The following is a 16,963-nucleotide window of genomic DNA, read 5'->3' on the forward strand; positions in this document are numbered from 1 at the left end:
TCATGGGCGGTATGGCAGGAATGGCTGGCGGTGGTTACAGCGCCAGCGGCGGTGATGCAACGAGCGGGAACGGCGACCAAAGTTTTGGTAGCTCTACCACGTTCGGCGGGCTGAACTACGGCGGTACAGGGGTTAGCCCTTGGCTATTGCTGGGTTTAGCTGGTCTTGCAGCAATCGTTTTACTTAAGCGCTAATCACCATGAAACGCATTGAGTACAGCAGACAGGTGATGCGGGTTTTAAAGCCCGCTATGGGGAGCGGGCGGCGCACGATTGAAAAACAAATCAAACAAGGCCGCGCCTTTGTGTACCAAAGCGATAATGGGCAAGTGTTCGCCATAGTAAGACCAGAGGGTACAGAGCTTGTGTTCGTGGCCGTGGCGGGTAAAGGACTCGCTTACACTGCAAACGAATTTATTTTGTTTGCCAAATCACAGGGGTTCAGCACGTTGCGTTATCACACAAAAAACCCGCATTACCTGAAACATGGTGTCGCGGCGGCTATGACAAAGCCGCATTTAGTGGAAATTCGTAAAGCGCTTATCGGCGCTGATGAATACGTTTATAGGATAAATCTATAATGAAATTATTAACAAAAAAAGGCGCGTACAAACTAAAGCGTCGCCGTGTAAATCGCGCCTTGCGAAAAGCTCGCCGCGATACTATCGGCGGTGATGTTTCACGCCCTAAACGCCCTGTGCGCTAGGGGGTGATTTATGGGTGGTAAATCCAAGTCAAGCCAAAGCACAAGCAGTACGCAGAATAATTACAACATCGTCAACGATGGTGATTATGCGGGCGTGTCTGGCGGTGTCACGCATGATGAATCAGAAACGAATATTGATTATCGCCACGAAATTGACAACAGCGTTAATGACTCGTTTAACACCGAATACGACATTGATAACAGTGTCACCAATGACGGTGATTATGCGGGCAATAGCGGCACAATCAGCATATTGGACGGCGGTGCAGTATCAGGTGGGTTAAATCTGGCTGAAAAGTCCCTTGATGGGGCATTTGATTTTGCGGGCGATGTGGTCGGGGATGCGTTCGATTTTGGCGATACAGCGCTAGAAGAAAATGGAAAGGTAAGCCGTGAAGCCATTGACGCAGCAAGAAAAGCTGCCGAAGAATCAGCAAAAACCGCAGCCGCAGCGCTGAAAGAAAATGGCCGAGTGCTAGATAAAGCGCTTGAGGAAAATGGAAGGTTAAGCCGTGATGCGATTGATTCAGTTAATGAAAACGCGCAGAACGCTGTAAATGAAATGTCCGATGTAAGCAAAACGACAGTCAAAGAATTTAGTGAGTTCTCATTTGACGCAGTAAGCGAACTATCCGACAGTTTAAAACAAGCGACTACCACACAGCTTAACAACTCAACACAAACAGTTGCGCAGATTGCACAATCAGCCAGCGAAGATAAGGCGATTATTTCAGAGCTTGCAAAGAATACCGCTTTGCAGGGGCAAGACATTGTTGCTAATCAAGCGGGGCAAATGGTCAAGTATATGGCTTTTGCATTGGCTGCAATCGGTGTAGCAATTGTTGCAAGTAACATGGCGCGGAGTCGATAAATGGCAAGGTTAACATTACAACCAAATCAAGAACGTACCATTCCAATCGGGGGCTTGTTTTTATCAATCGTAAATGCAAGCACCGCGTTTGCTATCAGCGGTGACTTTGGCCGCTTAGTCGGTGAAGTGGGGCGTGTGTTTGAAATGAATGATTATCGTGAAGCGATTTTCATCAATGAATCAGACGCGCCGATAGACATTGAATATGAAGTGTCGAACATCAAAGTTCACGCAAGCGGTAAAGGGCTTGTAGCAATCACGAATGCGGTAGAAGTCACGCGCATTCAGGAAGCGATACAAGTTAATGCCAATGCTACCGTTGAAAACGGCAAAATGGCGCTATTACCGCCTAATAACTTTGAAGGGTTAGACGTCAGTAAATCGGTTATTTCCGAAGGTCAAACGCTTGAAATTTTCCCAGCACGTAACGAAGTAGCAAGGCGGGCAATTATCCAGCTAATCACTGAAAGCGATACGTTTTCAAAAATCCGCATTGGCACAAGTGCGCTGAATGTGGATAACGGTGTGTTTTTAGCAGGTAACTTAAATGCGCCAGCAACTTTTGAATTTGACACGCAAACACCAGTGTTTGTTAAAAACATGGGTGTTGGCAGTGTGACGCTAGCGGGGTGTGAACAATGGCGGGCGTAAATAATCAACCAAATTTGAGGCCGTTAATTGATGAGCAAACAGAAATCCAAAAACTGGATTTAACGTGGCTTAAAAGCGTTGCAGCGGCGAACAGAACCAAGCTTGACCAAACGTTAGCAGACGTTGCCGAAGCAAGTGAGAACGTTAACGCAAAGCACGTGGCAACACAACAAGCGGTTGCCAGTGCTAAGGCTGAAACAGCACAAGCGATAACTGATAAACAAGCGCTTACGGATGCGGCGGTAACAGCCGCTAAAGATGCGTTGCTAGCTGATTTGCTCGCTAAAAACACAGCGTTAATGACTGAACTTAGTGACATAAAAGCAAAAAGTGATTTTGACGTTAAATCAATCGGTAAAATCCAAACTGAAAGCATGGCAATCAATCACGCAGACTTAAACGGCGTGATTTTCTCTAGGTCAGGCAAGGGCGCAATAGTAGCGATTCAGGGTTCACATAGAAACACAGTGAAAGTCTTTGCTGATGGCGTGCTCGTACTGGATTTTAACGGGGTTACATCAAGCGACTACAACCGTGACTTTATGACTGGCGGCGGCTTTGAATACATCAAGTACCACAAAACCATTGAGGTACAGGCAACACCTGAAGCGGCAAGCTCTTATCAATTCTTTCTAACAGATAAAAAGGTGTACTAAATGGCAGATTTTATTCACCCAAAAGCAATACTAGGCGTAACAGCGCCTATTCGAGTTATATCAAAAGGGGCGTTTCGCCGCCGCTTAACACTTAATGAAAAGGTCGCGGTAAAAACCAGCACTGACCCTGTGGTTAAAGTGCTTGAGGAGGATTTAATTGCAACGAGTAACGTTGATTTAGATTTTCAGCCGCTTATTGATGGGCTTGATTATTTAATCAGTGTGGGAATTTTAACAGCAGAGCGTAAAGCCGAGCTATTACAAGATGGTGAACAGGGTGAACAAGTATAACGTGCTTGTCACCCTTTGCACTGTAGGGTTTATTTATATGCTAACTAAAAAACAACAAAGCGAGTTGCCGCCGAATGTGCGAAACAACAACCCGCTAAACATTCGTATTGGTAATGATTGGGAAGGCGAGCGGGAGCGCGACATAGAAAAAGGGTACGAGGAATTTATCAGCCCAGCCTTTGGGTTTCGAGCAGCTTACAAATTACTGATGACGTATAAGAACACACACGGCCTATACACATTAAACGGCATTATTAACCGATGGGCACCCGCAAACGGCGAGCATGACGGCCAAACCTATGTTAATCATACTGAAAACTATATTAACTATGTGAGCAACAGAATCGGCTTAAATCGCTATGACGAAGTACCAGCGTATCTTTACCCTGAACTTATGCTGGCAATGGCTGATTTCGAAGGAGCAAAAGGCGCATTTAATCTTAATCAAGCGCGTGAAGGGGTCGCATTAGCTGCATGAATACTAAATGGCTACTAACAACAATAACGGGCGCGGTGATTGGCGCGTTCGTTGTTTATCAAATCAAAAAGCACACAAGCGGGATTTTAGACGATGAATAAAACAAACCCATTCCTTGCGTGGTTATCTGGTATTTTTGCGCCGTTAACCGTGTGGCTAGAAAATCGCGGTAAAATCAAGCAAGCTGAAATGAACCGTGATTTAAGCATTATCAATAATCAAGCGCGCTTAGCGCAAAGCACAAAAGATTATAACCACCAGTGGGAAATGCAATCTCTGAAAGACAAAGGCAAAGCTTTGCAGTTTCTCAGTTATTCCATGTTTACAGCACCAATACTTATCACGGTCATATCGCCTGAACATGGCGCAACGATATTTGAAAACCTTGAAAGTGTCCCACCTTGGCTAGTCCAAACGTGGGTAGCCATAAACGGGGGCGTGTGGGGCATTGCAAGCTTAAAAAACATCGTGCCGCAATTTATCGGTGCATTTAGGCGGGCTAAAAATGGATGAATTAAGCTTAAAAGATTTTATATTTATCATCGTGCAAGTTGTTTTAATTACAAGCGTAATTATCACAAACAAAATACATATAGGGTACTTACGTAAGCAAAACGAAGGGTTGAAAGAATGCATTGATGATATGCAAAAAATAATTACTGAGCTACGTGTTAAAATTGGAATTTAAATTACATGTTGTTAAACCATAAAAAAGGCCGCAGTTATAGCGGCTTTTTTGTCACAAATTCACCGCCTGGCATGTCACATTTTTTATGCCAGCTGCGTCACAAATTCATAGCCTGGCATGTCACATTTATTGAAGCCAGTATGTCACATTAAAGTCCCTGGACTTGTCACAAAATACAGCGCATAATGAAAGAAAATTAAAGCGGGTAATCATGAAAAACACATTAATTTTGTCTTTATTTCCGAGTATCGATCTCTTTGGCAAAGCCTTTGAGGAGCAGGGCGCGTGCGTTGTTCAAGCGCAGGATAAAATACTAGGTGGTGACATTTGCAAATTCAAACCAGTTTCAGGCCGTTTTGATGGTGTTATAGGTGGTTCACCTTGTCAGGATTTTTCAAGACTAAACCGAAACCCATCAACTTACGGCTATAAGATGTTGGAAGAATTTAAGCGCGTTGTATTTGAAAGTGGCGCTGATTGGTTTTTGCATGAGAATGTCGTTGGTGTGCCTGAGTTTGAAATTGAGGGCTACATAATTCAACGTTTTACATTGGATTTAGCATGGTTTAGTGACTACTCAAGGTTGCGAGTGTTCACATTTGGAAGTAAGCGCGGAACGGTGTTAAACCCGATTTATAAAACAAACAAAGACATTAAAGGCACTGCCGTGGTCGGTGGTGATGCCCGAAGTTACGAGGCATGTTGCGAGATTCAAGGATTAGATGAACCGTTAGATTTAAGTTTCTTAAACCTTGAATCTAAAAAGCAAGTAATAGCAAACGCCGTACCATTACAAATGGGGCGATATGTTGCTGGACTGATTAACAAAGAGTATTACGGCCAAAGTATCGAACAGTCAAAAACTGAAAATATTAAACTCTGTTTGTGTGGGTGTGGTCGCCGTGTACTAGGTAGGGCTAAAACAGCAAACGCCACATGCAGAAAACGAGTATCTAGAAAAAAAGCCGCACAGGAGTGCGGCAAAAGTTAGGCTGTTTTCTTGTCACCGTATTTTAAAACAATGTCCTTAAGCGCTAACTGGTCGCCCATTTTAATTAAGTCATTGCCAATCGTTTTAAGTGTCTCGCTGGCTTGGACTAAATCATGTAAGTAGGCGATTTGCTGTTTAAGAGATTCGGTTTCCGATTCGTTAAATCGAACAGAGCGCTGCATAAAATCAATTTTATTGATGACGCTAGGTTCATAACGTTTACCGCGCGGTGTCCATAGATACCCATCACGACAAATATAAAACCCATCCCACGATTTATGGTACGTAAAACCCCCGTTGATACGTGACTCAAGCATAGCCACCGCACGCGGGCAAGGGTTGTTGGTTGAAATCCAGCGTTCCAATGTACGCTCAGAGTTAAGCAACAAAAAAGCCATTGCCGCTTGACGGTCAAGCTTGCCAAAATTCATAAATCCAGCTCTAAATAGCAGTTGTTTAAAATCAGTCATTTTCCCTTAATCCATTGACGTTGTTATGTTGTTGCGTCCACGCGGAAGAATGTTCAATGATTTTTTTAGATTAATAACTCCAGTATTGATTAATTTTATAGATTGAAAGCCAAAAGCAGAAAACATAGAAAAACGGGGCGTATCATACAGATTTGATATAAGCGGGGAAATACCGACAAAATGACGGGGATTAGCTGATTTAACATAACGTAATTTATGGGCTATCTTCGATACCGCAAAGATTGGATCACCTCTTTTCGAATCAAGTTACCAAATACTATACTAGCTTTTTAAAATTCTAAGTTGCATTACCAATGCTTTAGTTGGTAAGGATGCTATGTTTGGCGTTAATTAACTAGGTTTTCTTGAAATAGTCTAATTTAGAAACTGTATTTCTAGTCCTGCTAAACTGAATAAGTATGCACATCTATACAAGGTGTCACAAATATTAAACTCTACCATTTTATAAATACATAAAGGAACACTCTCAGACAGAATCTTTAGTAATATTTTTTATCATTAATGGCTTTTTATGCCTGCAAATTTCATCAAAAGAATTAGCAAGTCGCTCAGTTTCATCAAGCACTTGCTGCCAATACTTAATTCGTGTATCAGCATCAAGTTCTGTAAAGTCTTTACGATCAGGGATTTTGCCATAAGGTAACGAAGCAACAAAGTCAGCGGATGGAGTGATCATCACTACGTTTTCATAGTTACTCGGGGTAACACCGCGCTTTAGGCTCTTATCAAACCAACCTGCTTTAGGGCTGTTATTAAAATGCGGATATAAAATAAGCCCGTCATTATGAATACTTAAGTCAAAGTGATAATCGATGATACCGCCATCGCGATACATACCTGGTGGTGTTCCTTTGATATTTTTAATGCCTTGCATGACTAATGGAATAGAGCCTGAGGCAAGTAACGCATCGGCTAAATTGTCTTCGCTAAGCTCAATAGTATGGGTATTGAAAGTATTATCATCTGAAAACGATAACTGACTATCTGCAGGCTGAAATACATAACGTTCATATTGCTTACTTAGCAAACGCCTATTCATTCTATTGGCTAAGTAACTTTTAGATAACCCCATTAACTGCATTACTTTGTTTTCTGATGCTGTAAAGCCATTCGATTTTGCAACTATAAAGTGGGCTTTAAAAATAGGGTTGTTAATAATTTCTTGAATACCATTTTCAGCAAACACAGTGCATAATAACTCACGTGCTTTTGTGGTTATTTCTTCTGGTTTTGCTTTATTCGATGAATAACGTGTTTCAGAATATGACTTTGCTAATCGAGATATTGCAGCAACAGGGTCGTTTTGTGCAAAACAGGCAGCTCTAAATGCCCCTGCACTTGACCCTAACAAGTTTAGAGGCGTGGTACGGTCTTTAAAAAATTCACCAAATAGATATTTATCCAAACCAAATAATGTAAACCATTTGGGGCCGCCGCTTGCTCCTAAAAAGGTATTAAACAAATCGGCAGACAGGCCTTGCTCTTGAATTACTTTTGCAGCACTAGGCCCTGCGTAAATATCTATCATGGTTACTTTTCTCGTTATTGTTTTAGATTACTTTCGCCAAATCCCTTGTTCTGTTTGACCTTGAACCTGTACTTTTTCAGAATCAAAACTGGGTTCTTGCCCTGCTTCACGTTGACTATGGTAGTCCTTTGTCACAGATAAGATAGTTGGCGTTAAGCGTATGATAGCGATAACGTTCACCACTGTCATTAAACCTAAAGCAATGTCTGCAAGATCCCACACTTGTTTAATTGTGGCCGATGCGCCCCAAATCATCATGGATAAATATAAACAGGTATAAATACCACGGCCGAGTTTATTATCTAGTTTAAATAAATGAAGGTTACTTTCTGCATAGGCATAGTTTGCAACCACAGAAGTAAACGCAAATAAACAAATTGCAGCTGCTACAAAGTAAATGCCACCAGCGGCCATATGCGCTGTCATTGCAGATTGAGTTAAGCGTATTCCTTCCATTTCGCCACTAATATCAATATCAGCTAGTAAAATAATCACCGCAGTACAACTACACAGCACAATAGTATCGAAAAACACTCCTAGCATTTGAATGTAACCTTGAGTGACCGGGTGGTTTGGTACTGGTGATGCACAGCCTGATGCATGGGGTACACTACCCGCTCCGGCTTCATTGGAATAAAGCCCTCGCTGAATACCATTTTTAATTGCTGCGCCCATTGCTCCTGCGCCGGCCTCTTGTAAGCCAAAGGCTGAAAGTAAAATATCTTCAATCATCGAAGGCACTTTACCGATATTCAGTAAAGTAATTATGATAGCGGCGAGTACAAATAAAATGCCCATGACTGGCACAATGCGTTCAGCAAAGCGGGCGATTGCTTTAAAGCCACCTAAAATAATAGAGCCTGCCAGTATTGTGATCACAATACCTGAATAGAGTGTTGGAATTTCGAATGCGTAATTGAGGGCATCGGTAATGGTATTCGTTTGCATGGCACTAAACGTAAATCCATAACCAAGAAACAAGCAAAAAGCAAAACACACCGCAAGTGCTCTGCTGCCTAATCCTTGTTGAATATAATAAGCTGGCCCGCCTCTAAACTCGCCGTTGGCATCCCTAACCTTATAGACTTGCCCAAGTACGCTTTCGGCAAAGCCAGTGGCCATGCCCAAAATGGCAATCACCCACATCCAAAATATTGCACCGCTGCCCCCTAACGAAATAGCAACGGCAACCCCTGCAAGATTACCTGTTCCTACACGTGCTGAAAGACCTGTACATAAAGCTTGAAATGAGCTAATTGAGTTTTTATCTGTGTTGCTACTCGACTTTAACAAGCTAAACATATGGCGAAACTTAACCAGTTGGATTGCTTTTAGCCTTACTGAAAACCAGATCCCAGTAAACAGAAGAATATAAATAAGAATTTGGCCTTCTCCCCAAAGAAGACCATTGATTGTCGATACAGCACTATTAAACATGGCAAGCCTTTATTGTTCTTATAGATTAATACCAACCTGCAGTAATACTTAATCATTTTGAGGGATTAAACCTGTCACTAACTGCGTTAAAAATCTCTCATTTAAAAAACTAAATAACGACATTTTTGCCTTGTTATCAACAAGGTTTTATTGCCTCAAAACTGCTCTGTTAATTAAGCGGATTGGTATAAAAAGTCAAAAAAAGTGAATAGCCAACCACTTTAACTCTATTTACAAATATCTCAAGTAGGCAATGGGATTAATTACCCGAGCCTGCTCTCGACTAATTTAGCAGTTGTTGCTGTAGGAATGCACGGCCTGCTGCTAAACCTAATTTGTGATCATAACGAAGATCTGAATCTGTACTACCTAATAGCTTACTGCGTAATTTATCACCTGCAAAAATTTGTGTGATACGGGCATCACTTGGCGGGTTTGCAATGAAATCTAATTCATCTTTATATGCCTGTTCGTGCTGAACTAGGTAATCAAATGTTTTGGGGCAATAGCCTGATACGCGAACGAGTGTCTTTAGCTTATTAACCCATTCCGATTGCACTTGAAAGTTTTCATCAACAGTACGAATAACCACAATATCGCGGGCACCACGATTATAGGCTTCTTTCACGGGTAAAGGTGCAGCTAGGCCACCATCTAAATACATATCATGGACTAAATCAGTATTAGAGCTTTGAATAATGGCATCATTTGCGGCCTTGGTTGTTAACCAAGGAGTTAAGTTAACGCCATCTTTATATAAAAAGGGTAATGCGCTTGATGCTTTTAACAGAGCCAACCATTGCGTATCTTCACCATTTGGGCTCAAGTAATAGGGTTTACGGTCAGCCGCATTAGTGGTTGTGATCAATAGTTCGCGTTTACCTAGGCTTTGCGTTGCTGTTTTAAAATCTAAGGCACGGTTTACTTCTTTGGTTTTGTCAAAATACCAATCAAGATCGACAATGCTTTTACCAAACAGCCCGCGGCCAAGTTGAAAAAAACGTTTATGGCGCGAAAGCCCTCTGATCAGACGTTTTGCATAACCTTTTTGACGCGCTAAATAACTTGTTAAGTTTTGTGAGCCTGCCGATGTGCCAATGAATAAATCGAATGGGTCGTAATTATTTTCTAACCACGCATCGAGTACACCTGCGGTAAAAATCCCTCTTTGCCCACCACCCTCAGCGATTAATGCTGTTTTTGTTTGTGGTTCTACTGCGGCAATTGTTTGAGATTTCACGGTGCACCTTCCTAGGGTAATGGTTAATAAATGTATTGTATAAAGTTAAATTCAATCCTTAAAACGGAATAATTAAATTAAATCAATCTATAAAACCGTTTAATAAGTGAGTGTCAGGGCTTAAGCAATGCGCATAAAAACTCATTACACGCATTCACTATTTGCCAAACCATATTAGTGCATGATGCTTGCTAATATTTCCAGCGCATGTTGTCTGTCACTCAATTCATACAGGTCATTTGTAAAAATAAACTCATCAACCTGTAGTGTTTGTTTAATCATACTCAGCTTATGCTTAACACTCGCTTGACCGCCAACAACTGAAAGCCCTAAAAAGCTTTCTACTTGCATTTTTTCTTGTGCTGTCCATAACCCCTCCATGGATTGAACAGGTTCTTTAAGCCAAAGTGGCTTGCCGCGCATAAGTGCTAAAATACGTTGCTTTGCGGTGGTTGCTAAAAACTGTGCTTGTTCGTCTGTGTCAGCTGCAACAACCGGTAAGCCAAGCATAACGTATGGCTTATCTAATACCTCGGATGGTTGAAACTCTCTGCGATACAAAGCTATGGCATCTTCAACAAAGCGTGGCGCAAAATGACCAGCAAATGCATATGGCAACCCTTTTTTAGCTGCAAGCCCGGCACTATAAAGGCTTGAGCCAAGTAACCAGATTGGCACATTAGTGTCTTCACCTGGGATTGCACGTACTGGAGAGTCACACTTATATGGGCCAAGTAAAGCTTGCAGCTCCGTTACCTCATCATTGAAGCGCTCAGCGCGTTGTTCATCACGGCGCAAAGCACGGCTGGTAATTGGGTCACTACCTGGGGCACGGCCTAGACCTAAATCAATGCGACCAGGGTATAAACTTTCTAGGGTGCCAAATTGCTCAGCAACAACCAGCGGTGGGTGGTTAGGTAACATCATCCCACCCGCACCTACGCGGATATTCTGAGTTTTGCCTGCAATGTGACCTATCAGTACAGAAGTTGCGGCACACACGATACCACGCATATTGTGATGCTCTGCCATCCAAAACCGATTAAAACCCAGTTTGTCGGCTGTTTGTGCATAGGTAACACTATTAGCTAGTGTTTGCGAAACGGTTTCGTGCTCTTTCATTGGGCTCAATTCAAGCAATGAAAAAGGTGTGTTGGTAAGGTCTGACATTCGCTCTCCAAAATTTAACTCTTTATAATTAGTTAATGAGAGCGAATGACTATTTTTCAAATGCTAATTAAGCACGGCTTTGTTGCTGTTTTTCCACCTTTAGGCCATCGGCATCAATACCACGCTTCCAATAAGCCGATGCAACAATGTGTTCACGGTCAATTTTAAAGCTACTTGTCACTAAGCGGCGAATTGCCTTAACCAAGTTTGCTTCTAATGCCATAAACACCATAGGTTGCGTGTTATAGCCAGCACATAAGCGTGTTACTTGGTCGAGCAGATCGGTTTCTGGCTCATCTGTAACTAGCCATTCAACACTATGTTGGCTGTGTGCTTCAATTTGCTCAAGCTCAATGATGTCGGCTTTATCAGCAACATGAATAATGACATCGACAGTGGCATCTTGTGGCAGGGCTTGTAAATAACCATTGATTGCATTTACAGAGGTTAAATCTGCCAGCATTAAGTAATGTGTTTGCGTAAAATCAGTGAGTTTTTTAGAACCAGGGCCAGCAATACCTACCTCGTCGCCTACTACCGCACTTTGTGCCCAGTTGGTGGCAACACCTTGATGTTGGTTAACCACAAAGTCAAGGGTAATAGCGCCGTTCACAGGGTTAATATCACGAATAGTGTAAGAGCGCATTAATGCAGGATGCTCAGCGTGTAAATCAAGTTCAACCTTAGATTCACCGGCATGCGGGAGTAATACCTTTACGTACGCACCTTTTGCATCTTGTGGAAAATCGGCAAACTCCTCTGAGCCAACGACAATTCTTTGTAGATGCGGGGAAATACGTGTAGTACTTAATACGTTTGCACGACGAACTTTTCTAGCCATGTTAGTCTCCTAGCCGGTTAAATTGCACAACGCCCCAATAGTTGATATAGTCAACTATACGCTTTTGATTGACTTTGTCAACTAATCATAACTAGGTGAACCATGCCACAAACCTCGCTTTCTTCTGCTTTATTTACACTGGCACAAAGTTACCGTGTTACTGTACGCGAAGCCATTAACGCCAACGAGCTTGGCCTTAACGCATTGCATGTACGCTGCTTGCACATTATTGCTGAAACACAGCACTGCACTGCGAACGATATTGTTGCGAAAACGGGGCGTGATAAGGCGCAGATAGCACGCTTAGTGAAAGATCTCATCAAGCTTGACTTGGTGTCTAAATGTGCCGACGAAAATGATAAGCGCTGTTTGATTTTGTCGTTTACTGAGCAAGGTAAAGCCCTTTTCTCGCGCTTAGAAGTTGCAGAGCAACAGGTTGATTCTAGGCTTTGTGAAGGATTAACTGAAACTCAGATAACTGAATTCATATCAACAGCGACAACAATGATCAACAATATTAAAAGCTAGATTAAATTATTACTTAAAAATTTGCGTATTGACCTCGCGTTAAAGTCATAAGATCTTTTGGATTTAAGGCAATCTCTAGCCCACGTTTACCTGCAGATACATAAATGCTTTCAAAGCTTTTTGCGCTAGTATGAATATAGGTTTTTAGTTGTTTTTTTTGTCCAAGCGGGCTTACTCCACCCAGAATGTAGCCTGTGGATTTTTCAACAGCTTGTTGGGGTGCCATCTCTATTTTCTTTACTCCCGCAAACTTAGCTAACATTTTTAGGTTAAGCTGCTGGCTTACAGGCACCACGGCAACGAGCAGGTTCTGAGTATTGTCTTCGACAACTAGGGTCTTGAAAACCTGTGCTGCGGCTAAATTTAATTTTTCAACGGCTTCTAGCCCAAACTGCTTTTGATTTGGCTCATGTTCATAAGAAAGCACATCAAATTTAATTCCTTTTTTCTTCAACAAATTGATTGCTGGTGTCATTAATTCTAATCCAAGTTACTCTATAATCATTTTGTTCAACATAACATAAAATTCTTAATAAAGAACGAATCGTACTAGGGTATGAATTTTATAATCAACTAGACTAATAGAACCAATCGTTTTTGGATAATTGTCATGTTGAATTCACATACTCTGTATTGGTTAAAGCAAATATTCATTCTTTTAACTTTTTTCTTCGCTATTAACTTTGTGTGCAATGAATATATACGGTGGAATGCTTTTGTGGATTGTCAGAATAAATGTCAGTTACTCGGAATTGAAAAAGGCAGAATACAAAAAACTCAATATGATGACGACGTCACACTTTGCAGGTGCTTAGCTAATAGCGACTACTACGTGGTTCTAAATTAGATATTTTAAACGACTAGAGTAATTTTTAGTAATAAAAAAGGCGCTTATCAGTAAGCGCCTTTTTATTAACTAACCAAATTTATTTAGTTAAATCATCGAAAAACTTCTTCACACCATCAAAGAAACCTTTCTCTTTAGGTCGGTTTTTCGATCCATCTTTCCCCATGCTTTGCTCAAGCTCTTCAAGCAATTCACGTTGACGGTCATTTAGGTTAACCGGTGTTTCAATGACCACTTTACAGATCAAGTCACCTTGAGCACCGCTGCGAACTGATTTCACACCTTTACCGCGCATACGGAACATTTTGCCCGTTTGGCTTTCTGATGGGATCTTAAGTTTTGCTCGACCATCCAGTGTTGGTACCTCGATTTCGCCACCTAAAGCAGCCGTAGTGAAACCGATAGGAACTTCGCAATACAGGTTATTACCATCACGTTGGAAAATCGGGTGTTCACGAACAGAGACCTGAACATACAAATCACCTGCTGGGGCTCCATGCATACCTGCTTCACCTTCACCAGATAAACGAATACGGTCGCCCGTATCTACACCCGCTGGGATCTTAACAGATAAAGTTTTCGTTTTCTCAACGCGACCTTGACCATGACAGCTATCACATGGATCAGAAATAATCTGACCTGTGCCCTGACACGTCGGACAAGTTTGCTGCACAGCAAAGAAGCCCTGGCGCATTTGGACTTGACCAGCACCATGACAGGTAGTACAGGTTTTTGGTTTAGAACCTGCTTTTGCACCACTGCCATCACATGGTTTACAGCTAACCCAAGTAGGAACTTTAATCTCTACATCTTTGCCACGAACTGCCTCTTCAAGGGTCAAGTCCATGTTGTAACGAAGGTCAGCGCCACGTTGTTGGCGAGATTGACGACGGCCACCGCCACCAAAAATATCACCAAACACATCACCAAAAATATCACCAAAGTCACCGTGACCGCCACCAAAGCCACCATGCCCGCCACCGCCGTTTTGATCAAAGGCGGCGTGACCGTATTGATCATACATTTGGCGTTTTTGCGGATCAGTCAGTACTTCGTAAGCTTCTTTTACTTCTTTGAACTTCGACTCAAGTTCTTTATCGCCCGCAGTACGGTCCGGATGATATTTCATCGCTAAGCGCTTATACGCTTTTTTGATGTCTCGTTCGCTTGCATCTTTGCTTACGCCGAGAACTTCATAATAATCGCTTTTTGACATATGTATCACACTACTCTTTTTAATGCAGTTTTACTGCATGAGGGCAAACATAGTTTACCATCTATATACATGCAAAAGGCGCGTCAAGCGAATTCGCTGGCGCGCCTCAATGATTCATCCTAACTTAAATAGCGCAACAAAGCAGCTAGTTTTAAATTAGGCAGAAGCGTTACGAGCAATTACTTGTCGTCTTTCACTTCTTCGAATTCTGCATCAACAACGTCATCATCTTGCTTAGCAGATGATTGTTGCTCACCAGCATCTGCACCACCTTGCTGTTGCGCTTTAGCTTGTGCAATTTCCATTAGCTTTTGTGATTTTTCAGCAAGAGCTTGAGTTTTAGCTTCAATCTCTTCTTTATTATCACCTTTAATCGCCGTTTCTAGCTCTGTAAGCGCAGCTTCGATTGCTTCTTTATCTTCCCCTGGTAATGCATCACCAGCTTCTTCGATTTGCTTGCGTGTACCGTGAACCATTGCATCAGCTTGGTTGCGAGTCGCTACTAGCTCTTCGAATTTTTTATCTTCTTCAGCATGTGCTTCAGCATCACGAACCATTTTCTCTACTTCATCATCGCTTAGACCTGAAGAAGCTTGGATTGTGATCTTCTGCTCTTTACCTGTATCTTTGTCTTTTGCAGATACATGTAAGATACCGTCCGCATCTACGTCGAATGTTACTTCGATTTGTGGCGTACCACGTTGTGCAGGGCGAATACCTTCTAGGTTGAATTGACCTAGAGATTTATTATCGCTTGCACGCTTACGCTCACCTTGTAGTACGTGAATCGTTACCGCTGATTGGTTGTCTTCAGCTGTTGAGAAAACTTGCGATTTCTTAGTAGGAATCGTGGTGTTTTTCTCAATTAGCGCTGTCATTACTTGACCCATAGTCTCGATACCTAGCGATAACGGAGATACGTCAAGTAGTAGTACATCTTTAACATCACCAGCTAGTACACCGCCTTGAATCGCTGCACCTACTGCAACAGCTTCATCAGGGTTAACATCTTTACGTGGGTCTTTTCCAAAGAACTCAGCAACTGTTTTTTGTACTAAAGGCATACGTGTTTGACCACCAACAAGGATGATGTCGTTTACGTCGTTTACTGATAAATCAGCATCAGCGAGTGCACGCTTAAGTGGCTCGATTGACTTAGTTACTAAGTCTTCAACAAGTGACTCAAGTTTTGCACGAGTAACTTTAACGTTCATGTGCTTAGGACCTGTTGCGTCAGCAGTCACGTACGGTAAGTTAACTTCTGTTTGCTGTGCAGAAGAAAGTTCAATCTTCGCTTTTTCAGCTGCTTCTTTAACACGTTGCATCGCAAGTGGGTCAGTTTTAAGGTCGATACCTTGATCTTTCTTAAACTCTTCGACTAAGTAGTTGATAACACGGTTATCGAAGTCTTCACCACCTAAGTGAGTGTCACCGTTAGTTGCTAGCACTTCAAATGTGTGCTCGCCTTCAACTTCGTCAATTTCGATGATAGAGATATCGAAAGTACCACCACCTAAGTCGTATACCGCAACAACGTTTTCACCTTTATTTTTGTCCATGCCGTATGCAAGAGCAGCGGCTGTTGGCTCATTGATGATACGTTTAACTTCAAGACCCGCGATACGGCCAGCATCTTTAGTTGCTTGACGTTGTGAATCGTTAAAGTATGCAGGTACAGTGATTACTGCTTCAGTAACCGCTTCACCTAAGAAGTCTTCTGCTGTTTTCTTCATTTTTTTCAGCACTTCTGCTGAAATTTGTGGTGCAGCACGTTTCTCGCCACGTGCTTCAACCCATGCATCACCGTTATCAGCTTTTACAATTTTAAAAGGCATGATACCGATATCGCGTTGTACTTCTTCGTCTTCAAAACGACGACCAATTAGACGCTTGATTGCAAATAATGTGTTAGTTGGGTTAGTTACTGCTTGGCGTTTTGCAGGTTGACCAACTAATGTTTCACCGTCTTGCGTGTATGCAATGATCGATGGTGTTGTGCGATCGCCTTCCGCGTTTTCGATAACGCGTGCTTTATCACCGTCTAGTACTGCTACACAAGAGTTAGTAGTACCTAAATCGATTCCAATAATTCTACCCATGAATCTTCTCCAACTTCAAAATTCGTTAAAACGTTCGATGACTAGTAAATAGGGGTGCAACAAACTGAATTCAACTATTAAAATGAAAAAAATTTACTTTTTTTTGAAATATTTTCCAAATGGGCATTTTTTCTTCAAAAAGAGGGGTTTTCTTAGCTTCATTGCAGGGTAAGTGAACTGGTCTGATCACTTTTGCTATGCTATAACCAACAATATAATAATAAATGTTAAGGAA

21 protein-coding genes are annotated in these 16,963 nt (G+C 42.0%); 12 read left to right on the forward strand and 9 right to left on the reverse strand.

Annotated features, from left to right (window positions below; genetic code table 11):
* The first annotated feature begins 2 nt into the window (after positions 1 to 2).
* The 11 genes from NYF15_RS02215 (at position 3) to NYF15_RS02265 (ending at position 5,331) form a co-directional block, all read left to right on the forward strand.
* On the forward strand, positions 3 to 194 hold the full coding sequence (locus tag NYF15_RS02215) for a hypothetical protein (RefSeq protein WP_371352636.1): 192 nt from the start codon (positions 3 to 5) through the stop codon (positions 192 to 194).
* Positions 195 to 199: 5 nt separating this feature from the next.
* Positions 200 to 580, forward strand: coding sequence for a hypothetical protein (locus NYF15_RS02220; RefSeq protein WP_371352637.1), 381 nt, complete (start codon positions 200 to 202; stop codon positions 578 to 580).
* Entirely contained in the window at positions 580 to 705 is a 126-nt protein-coding gene (locus NYF15_RS02225) for a hypothetical protein (protein WP_371352638.1), read from the forward strand. Before NYF15_RS02220 ends, NYF15_RS02225 begins: the two co-directional genes overlap by 1 nt.
* A 10-nt stretch (positions 706 to 715) precedes the next feature.
* Positions 716 to 1,576, forward strand: coding sequence for a hypothetical protein (locus NYF15_RS02230; protein ID WP_371352639.1), 861 nt, complete (start codon positions 716 to 718; stop codon positions 1,574 to 1,576).
* Positions 1,577 to 2,227, forward strand: coding sequence for a hypothetical protein (locus tag NYF15_RS02235; protein ID WP_371352640.1), 651 nt, complete (start codon positions 1,577 to 1,579; stop codon positions 2,225 to 2,227).
* Entirely contained in the window at positions 2,215 to 2,883 is a 669-nt protein-coding gene (locus tag NYF15_RS02240) for a hypothetical protein (protein ID WP_371352641.1), read from the forward strand. Before NYF15_RS02235 ends, NYF15_RS02240 begins: the two co-directional genes overlap by 13 nt.
* Complete coding sequence (locus tag NYF15_RS02245) at positions 2,884 to 3,174, forward strand: hypothetical protein (RefSeq protein WP_371352642.1); 291 nt, start codon at positions 2,884 to 2,886, stop codon at positions 3,172 to 3,174.
* 37 nt (positions 3,175 to 3,211) lie between these two features.
* Positions 3,212 to 3,652, forward strand: coding sequence for a hypothetical protein (locus NYF15_RS02250; RefSeq protein ID WP_371352643.1), 441 nt, complete (start codon positions 3,212 to 3,214; stop codon positions 3,650 to 3,652).
* A gap of 93 nt (positions 3,653 to 3,745) precedes the next feature.
* Entirely contained in the window at positions 3,746 to 4,165 is a 420-nt protein-coding gene (locus tag NYF15_RS02255; RefSeq protein ID WP_371352644.1) for a hypothetical protein, read from the forward strand.
* On the forward strand, positions 4,158 to 4,340 hold the full coding sequence (locus NYF15_RS02260; RefSeq protein ID WP_371352645.1) for a hypothetical protein: 183 nt from the start codon (positions 4,158 to 4,160) through the stop codon (positions 4,338 to 4,340). Before NYF15_RS02255 ends, NYF15_RS02260 begins: the two co-directional genes overlap by 8 nt.
* Positions 4,341 to 4,503: 163 nt before the next feature.
* Complete coding sequence (locus tag NYF15_RS02265; protein ID WP_371352646.1) at positions 4,504 to 5,331, forward strand: DNA cytosine methyltransferase; 828 nt, start codon at positions 4,504 to 4,506, stop codon at positions 5,329 to 5,331.
* Here NYF15_RS02265 and NYF15_RS02270 read toward each other — a convergent pair.
* The 6 genes from NYF15_RS02270 to NYF15_RS02295 all read right to left on the reverse strand — a co-directional run bounded on the left by NYF15_RS02270 (position 5,328) and on the right by NYF15_RS02295 (position 12,038).
* Positions 5,328 to 5,801 (reverse strand): DUF3653 domain-containing protein, encoded by a 474-nt coding sequence (locus NYF15_RS02270; RefSeq protein ID WP_371352647.1) that lies wholly within the window; start codon positions 5,799 to 5,801, stop codon positions 5,328 to 5,330. The two genes, NYF15_RS02265 and NYF15_RS02270, sit on opposite strands and share 4 nt — an antisense overlap.
* Before the next feature lie 487 nt (positions 5,802 to 6,288).
* Complete coding sequence (locus NYF15_RS02275; protein ID WP_371352648.1) at positions 6,289 to 7,350, reverse strand: patatin-like phospholipase family protein; 1,062 nt, start codon at positions 7,348 to 7,350, stop codon at positions 6,289 to 6,291.
* A gap of 27 nt (positions 7,351 to 7,377) precedes the next feature.
* Positions 7,378 to 8,787 carry an alanine/glycine:cation symporter family protein gene (locus tag NYF15_RS02280; protein WP_371352649.1) on the reverse strand — a complete coding sequence of 470 codons (1,410 nt, stop codon included), beginning with the start codon at positions 8,785 to 8,787 and terminating at the stop codon, positions 7,378 to 7,380.
* Between the two features lie 283 nt (positions 8,788 to 9,070).
* Positions 9,071 to 10,027 carry a patatin family protein gene (locus NYF15_RS02285; RefSeq protein WP_371352650.1) on the reverse strand — a complete coding sequence of 319 codons (957 nt, stop codon included), beginning with the start codon at positions 10,025 to 10,027 and terminating at the stop codon, positions 9,071 to 9,073.
* Between the two features lie 174 nt (positions 10,028 to 10,201).
* The gene (locus tag NYF15_RS02290) at positions 10,202 to 11,197 is read right to left on the reverse strand and encodes an LLM class flavin-dependent oxidoreductase (protein ID WP_371352651.1); all 996 of its coding nucleotides are present in this window, start codon (positions 11,195 to 11,197) and stop codon (positions 10,202 to 10,204) included.
* Positions 11,198 to 11,264: 67 nt separating this feature from the next.
* Positions 11,265 to 12,038 (reverse strand): siderophore-interacting protein, encoded by a 774-nt coding sequence (locus NYF15_RS02295; protein WP_371352652.1) that lies wholly within the window; start codon positions 12,036 to 12,038, stop codon positions 11,265 to 11,267.
* A 102-nt stretch (positions 12,039 to 12,140) separates the two neighbouring features.
* On the opposite strand from NYF15_RS02295, the gene NYF15_RS02300 reads away from it, so the two are divergent.
* Complete coding sequence (locus NYF15_RS02300; RefSeq protein ID WP_371352653.1) at positions 12,141 to 12,566, forward strand: MarR family winged helix-turn-helix transcriptional regulator; 426 nt, start codon at positions 12,141 to 12,143, stop codon at positions 12,564 to 12,566.
* A 13-nt stretch (positions 12,567 to 12,579) separates the two neighbouring features.
* On the opposite strand, the gene ybaK is transcribed toward NYF15_RS02300, so the two are convergent.
* The 3 genes from ybaK to dnaK form a co-directional block, all read right to left on the reverse strand.
* Positions 12,580 to 13,041, reverse strand: a complete 462-nt coding sequence (gene ybaK / locus NYF15_RS02305) for a Cys-tRNA(Pro) deacylase (protein ID WP_371352654.1) — start codon at positions 13,039 to 13,041, stop codon at positions 12,580 to 12,582.
* 451 nt (positions 13,042 to 13,492) lie between these two features.
* Positions 13,493 to 14,629: a molecular chaperone DnaJ gene (gene dnaJ, locus NYF15_RS02310; protein ID WP_371352655.1), complete on the reverse strand. Its 1,137-nt coding sequence runs from the start codon at positions 14,627 to 14,629 to the stop codon at positions 13,493 to 13,495.
* Between the two features lie 179 nt (positions 14,630 to 14,808).
* Positions 14,809 to 16,728 (reverse strand): molecular chaperone DnaK, encoded by a 1,920-nt coding sequence (gene dnaK / locus NYF15_RS02315; RefSeq protein ID WP_371352656.1) that lies wholly within the window; start codon positions 16,726 to 16,728, stop codon positions 14,809 to 14,811.
* Between the last annotated feature and the right edge of the window lie 235 nt (positions 16,729 to 16,963).

Source organism: Pseudoalteromonas sp. 68 DY56-GL68 (assembly GCF_041414825.1).
Lineage (GTDB): Bacteria > Pseudomonadota > Gammaproteobacteria > Enterobacterales > Alteromonadaceae > Pseudoalteromonas.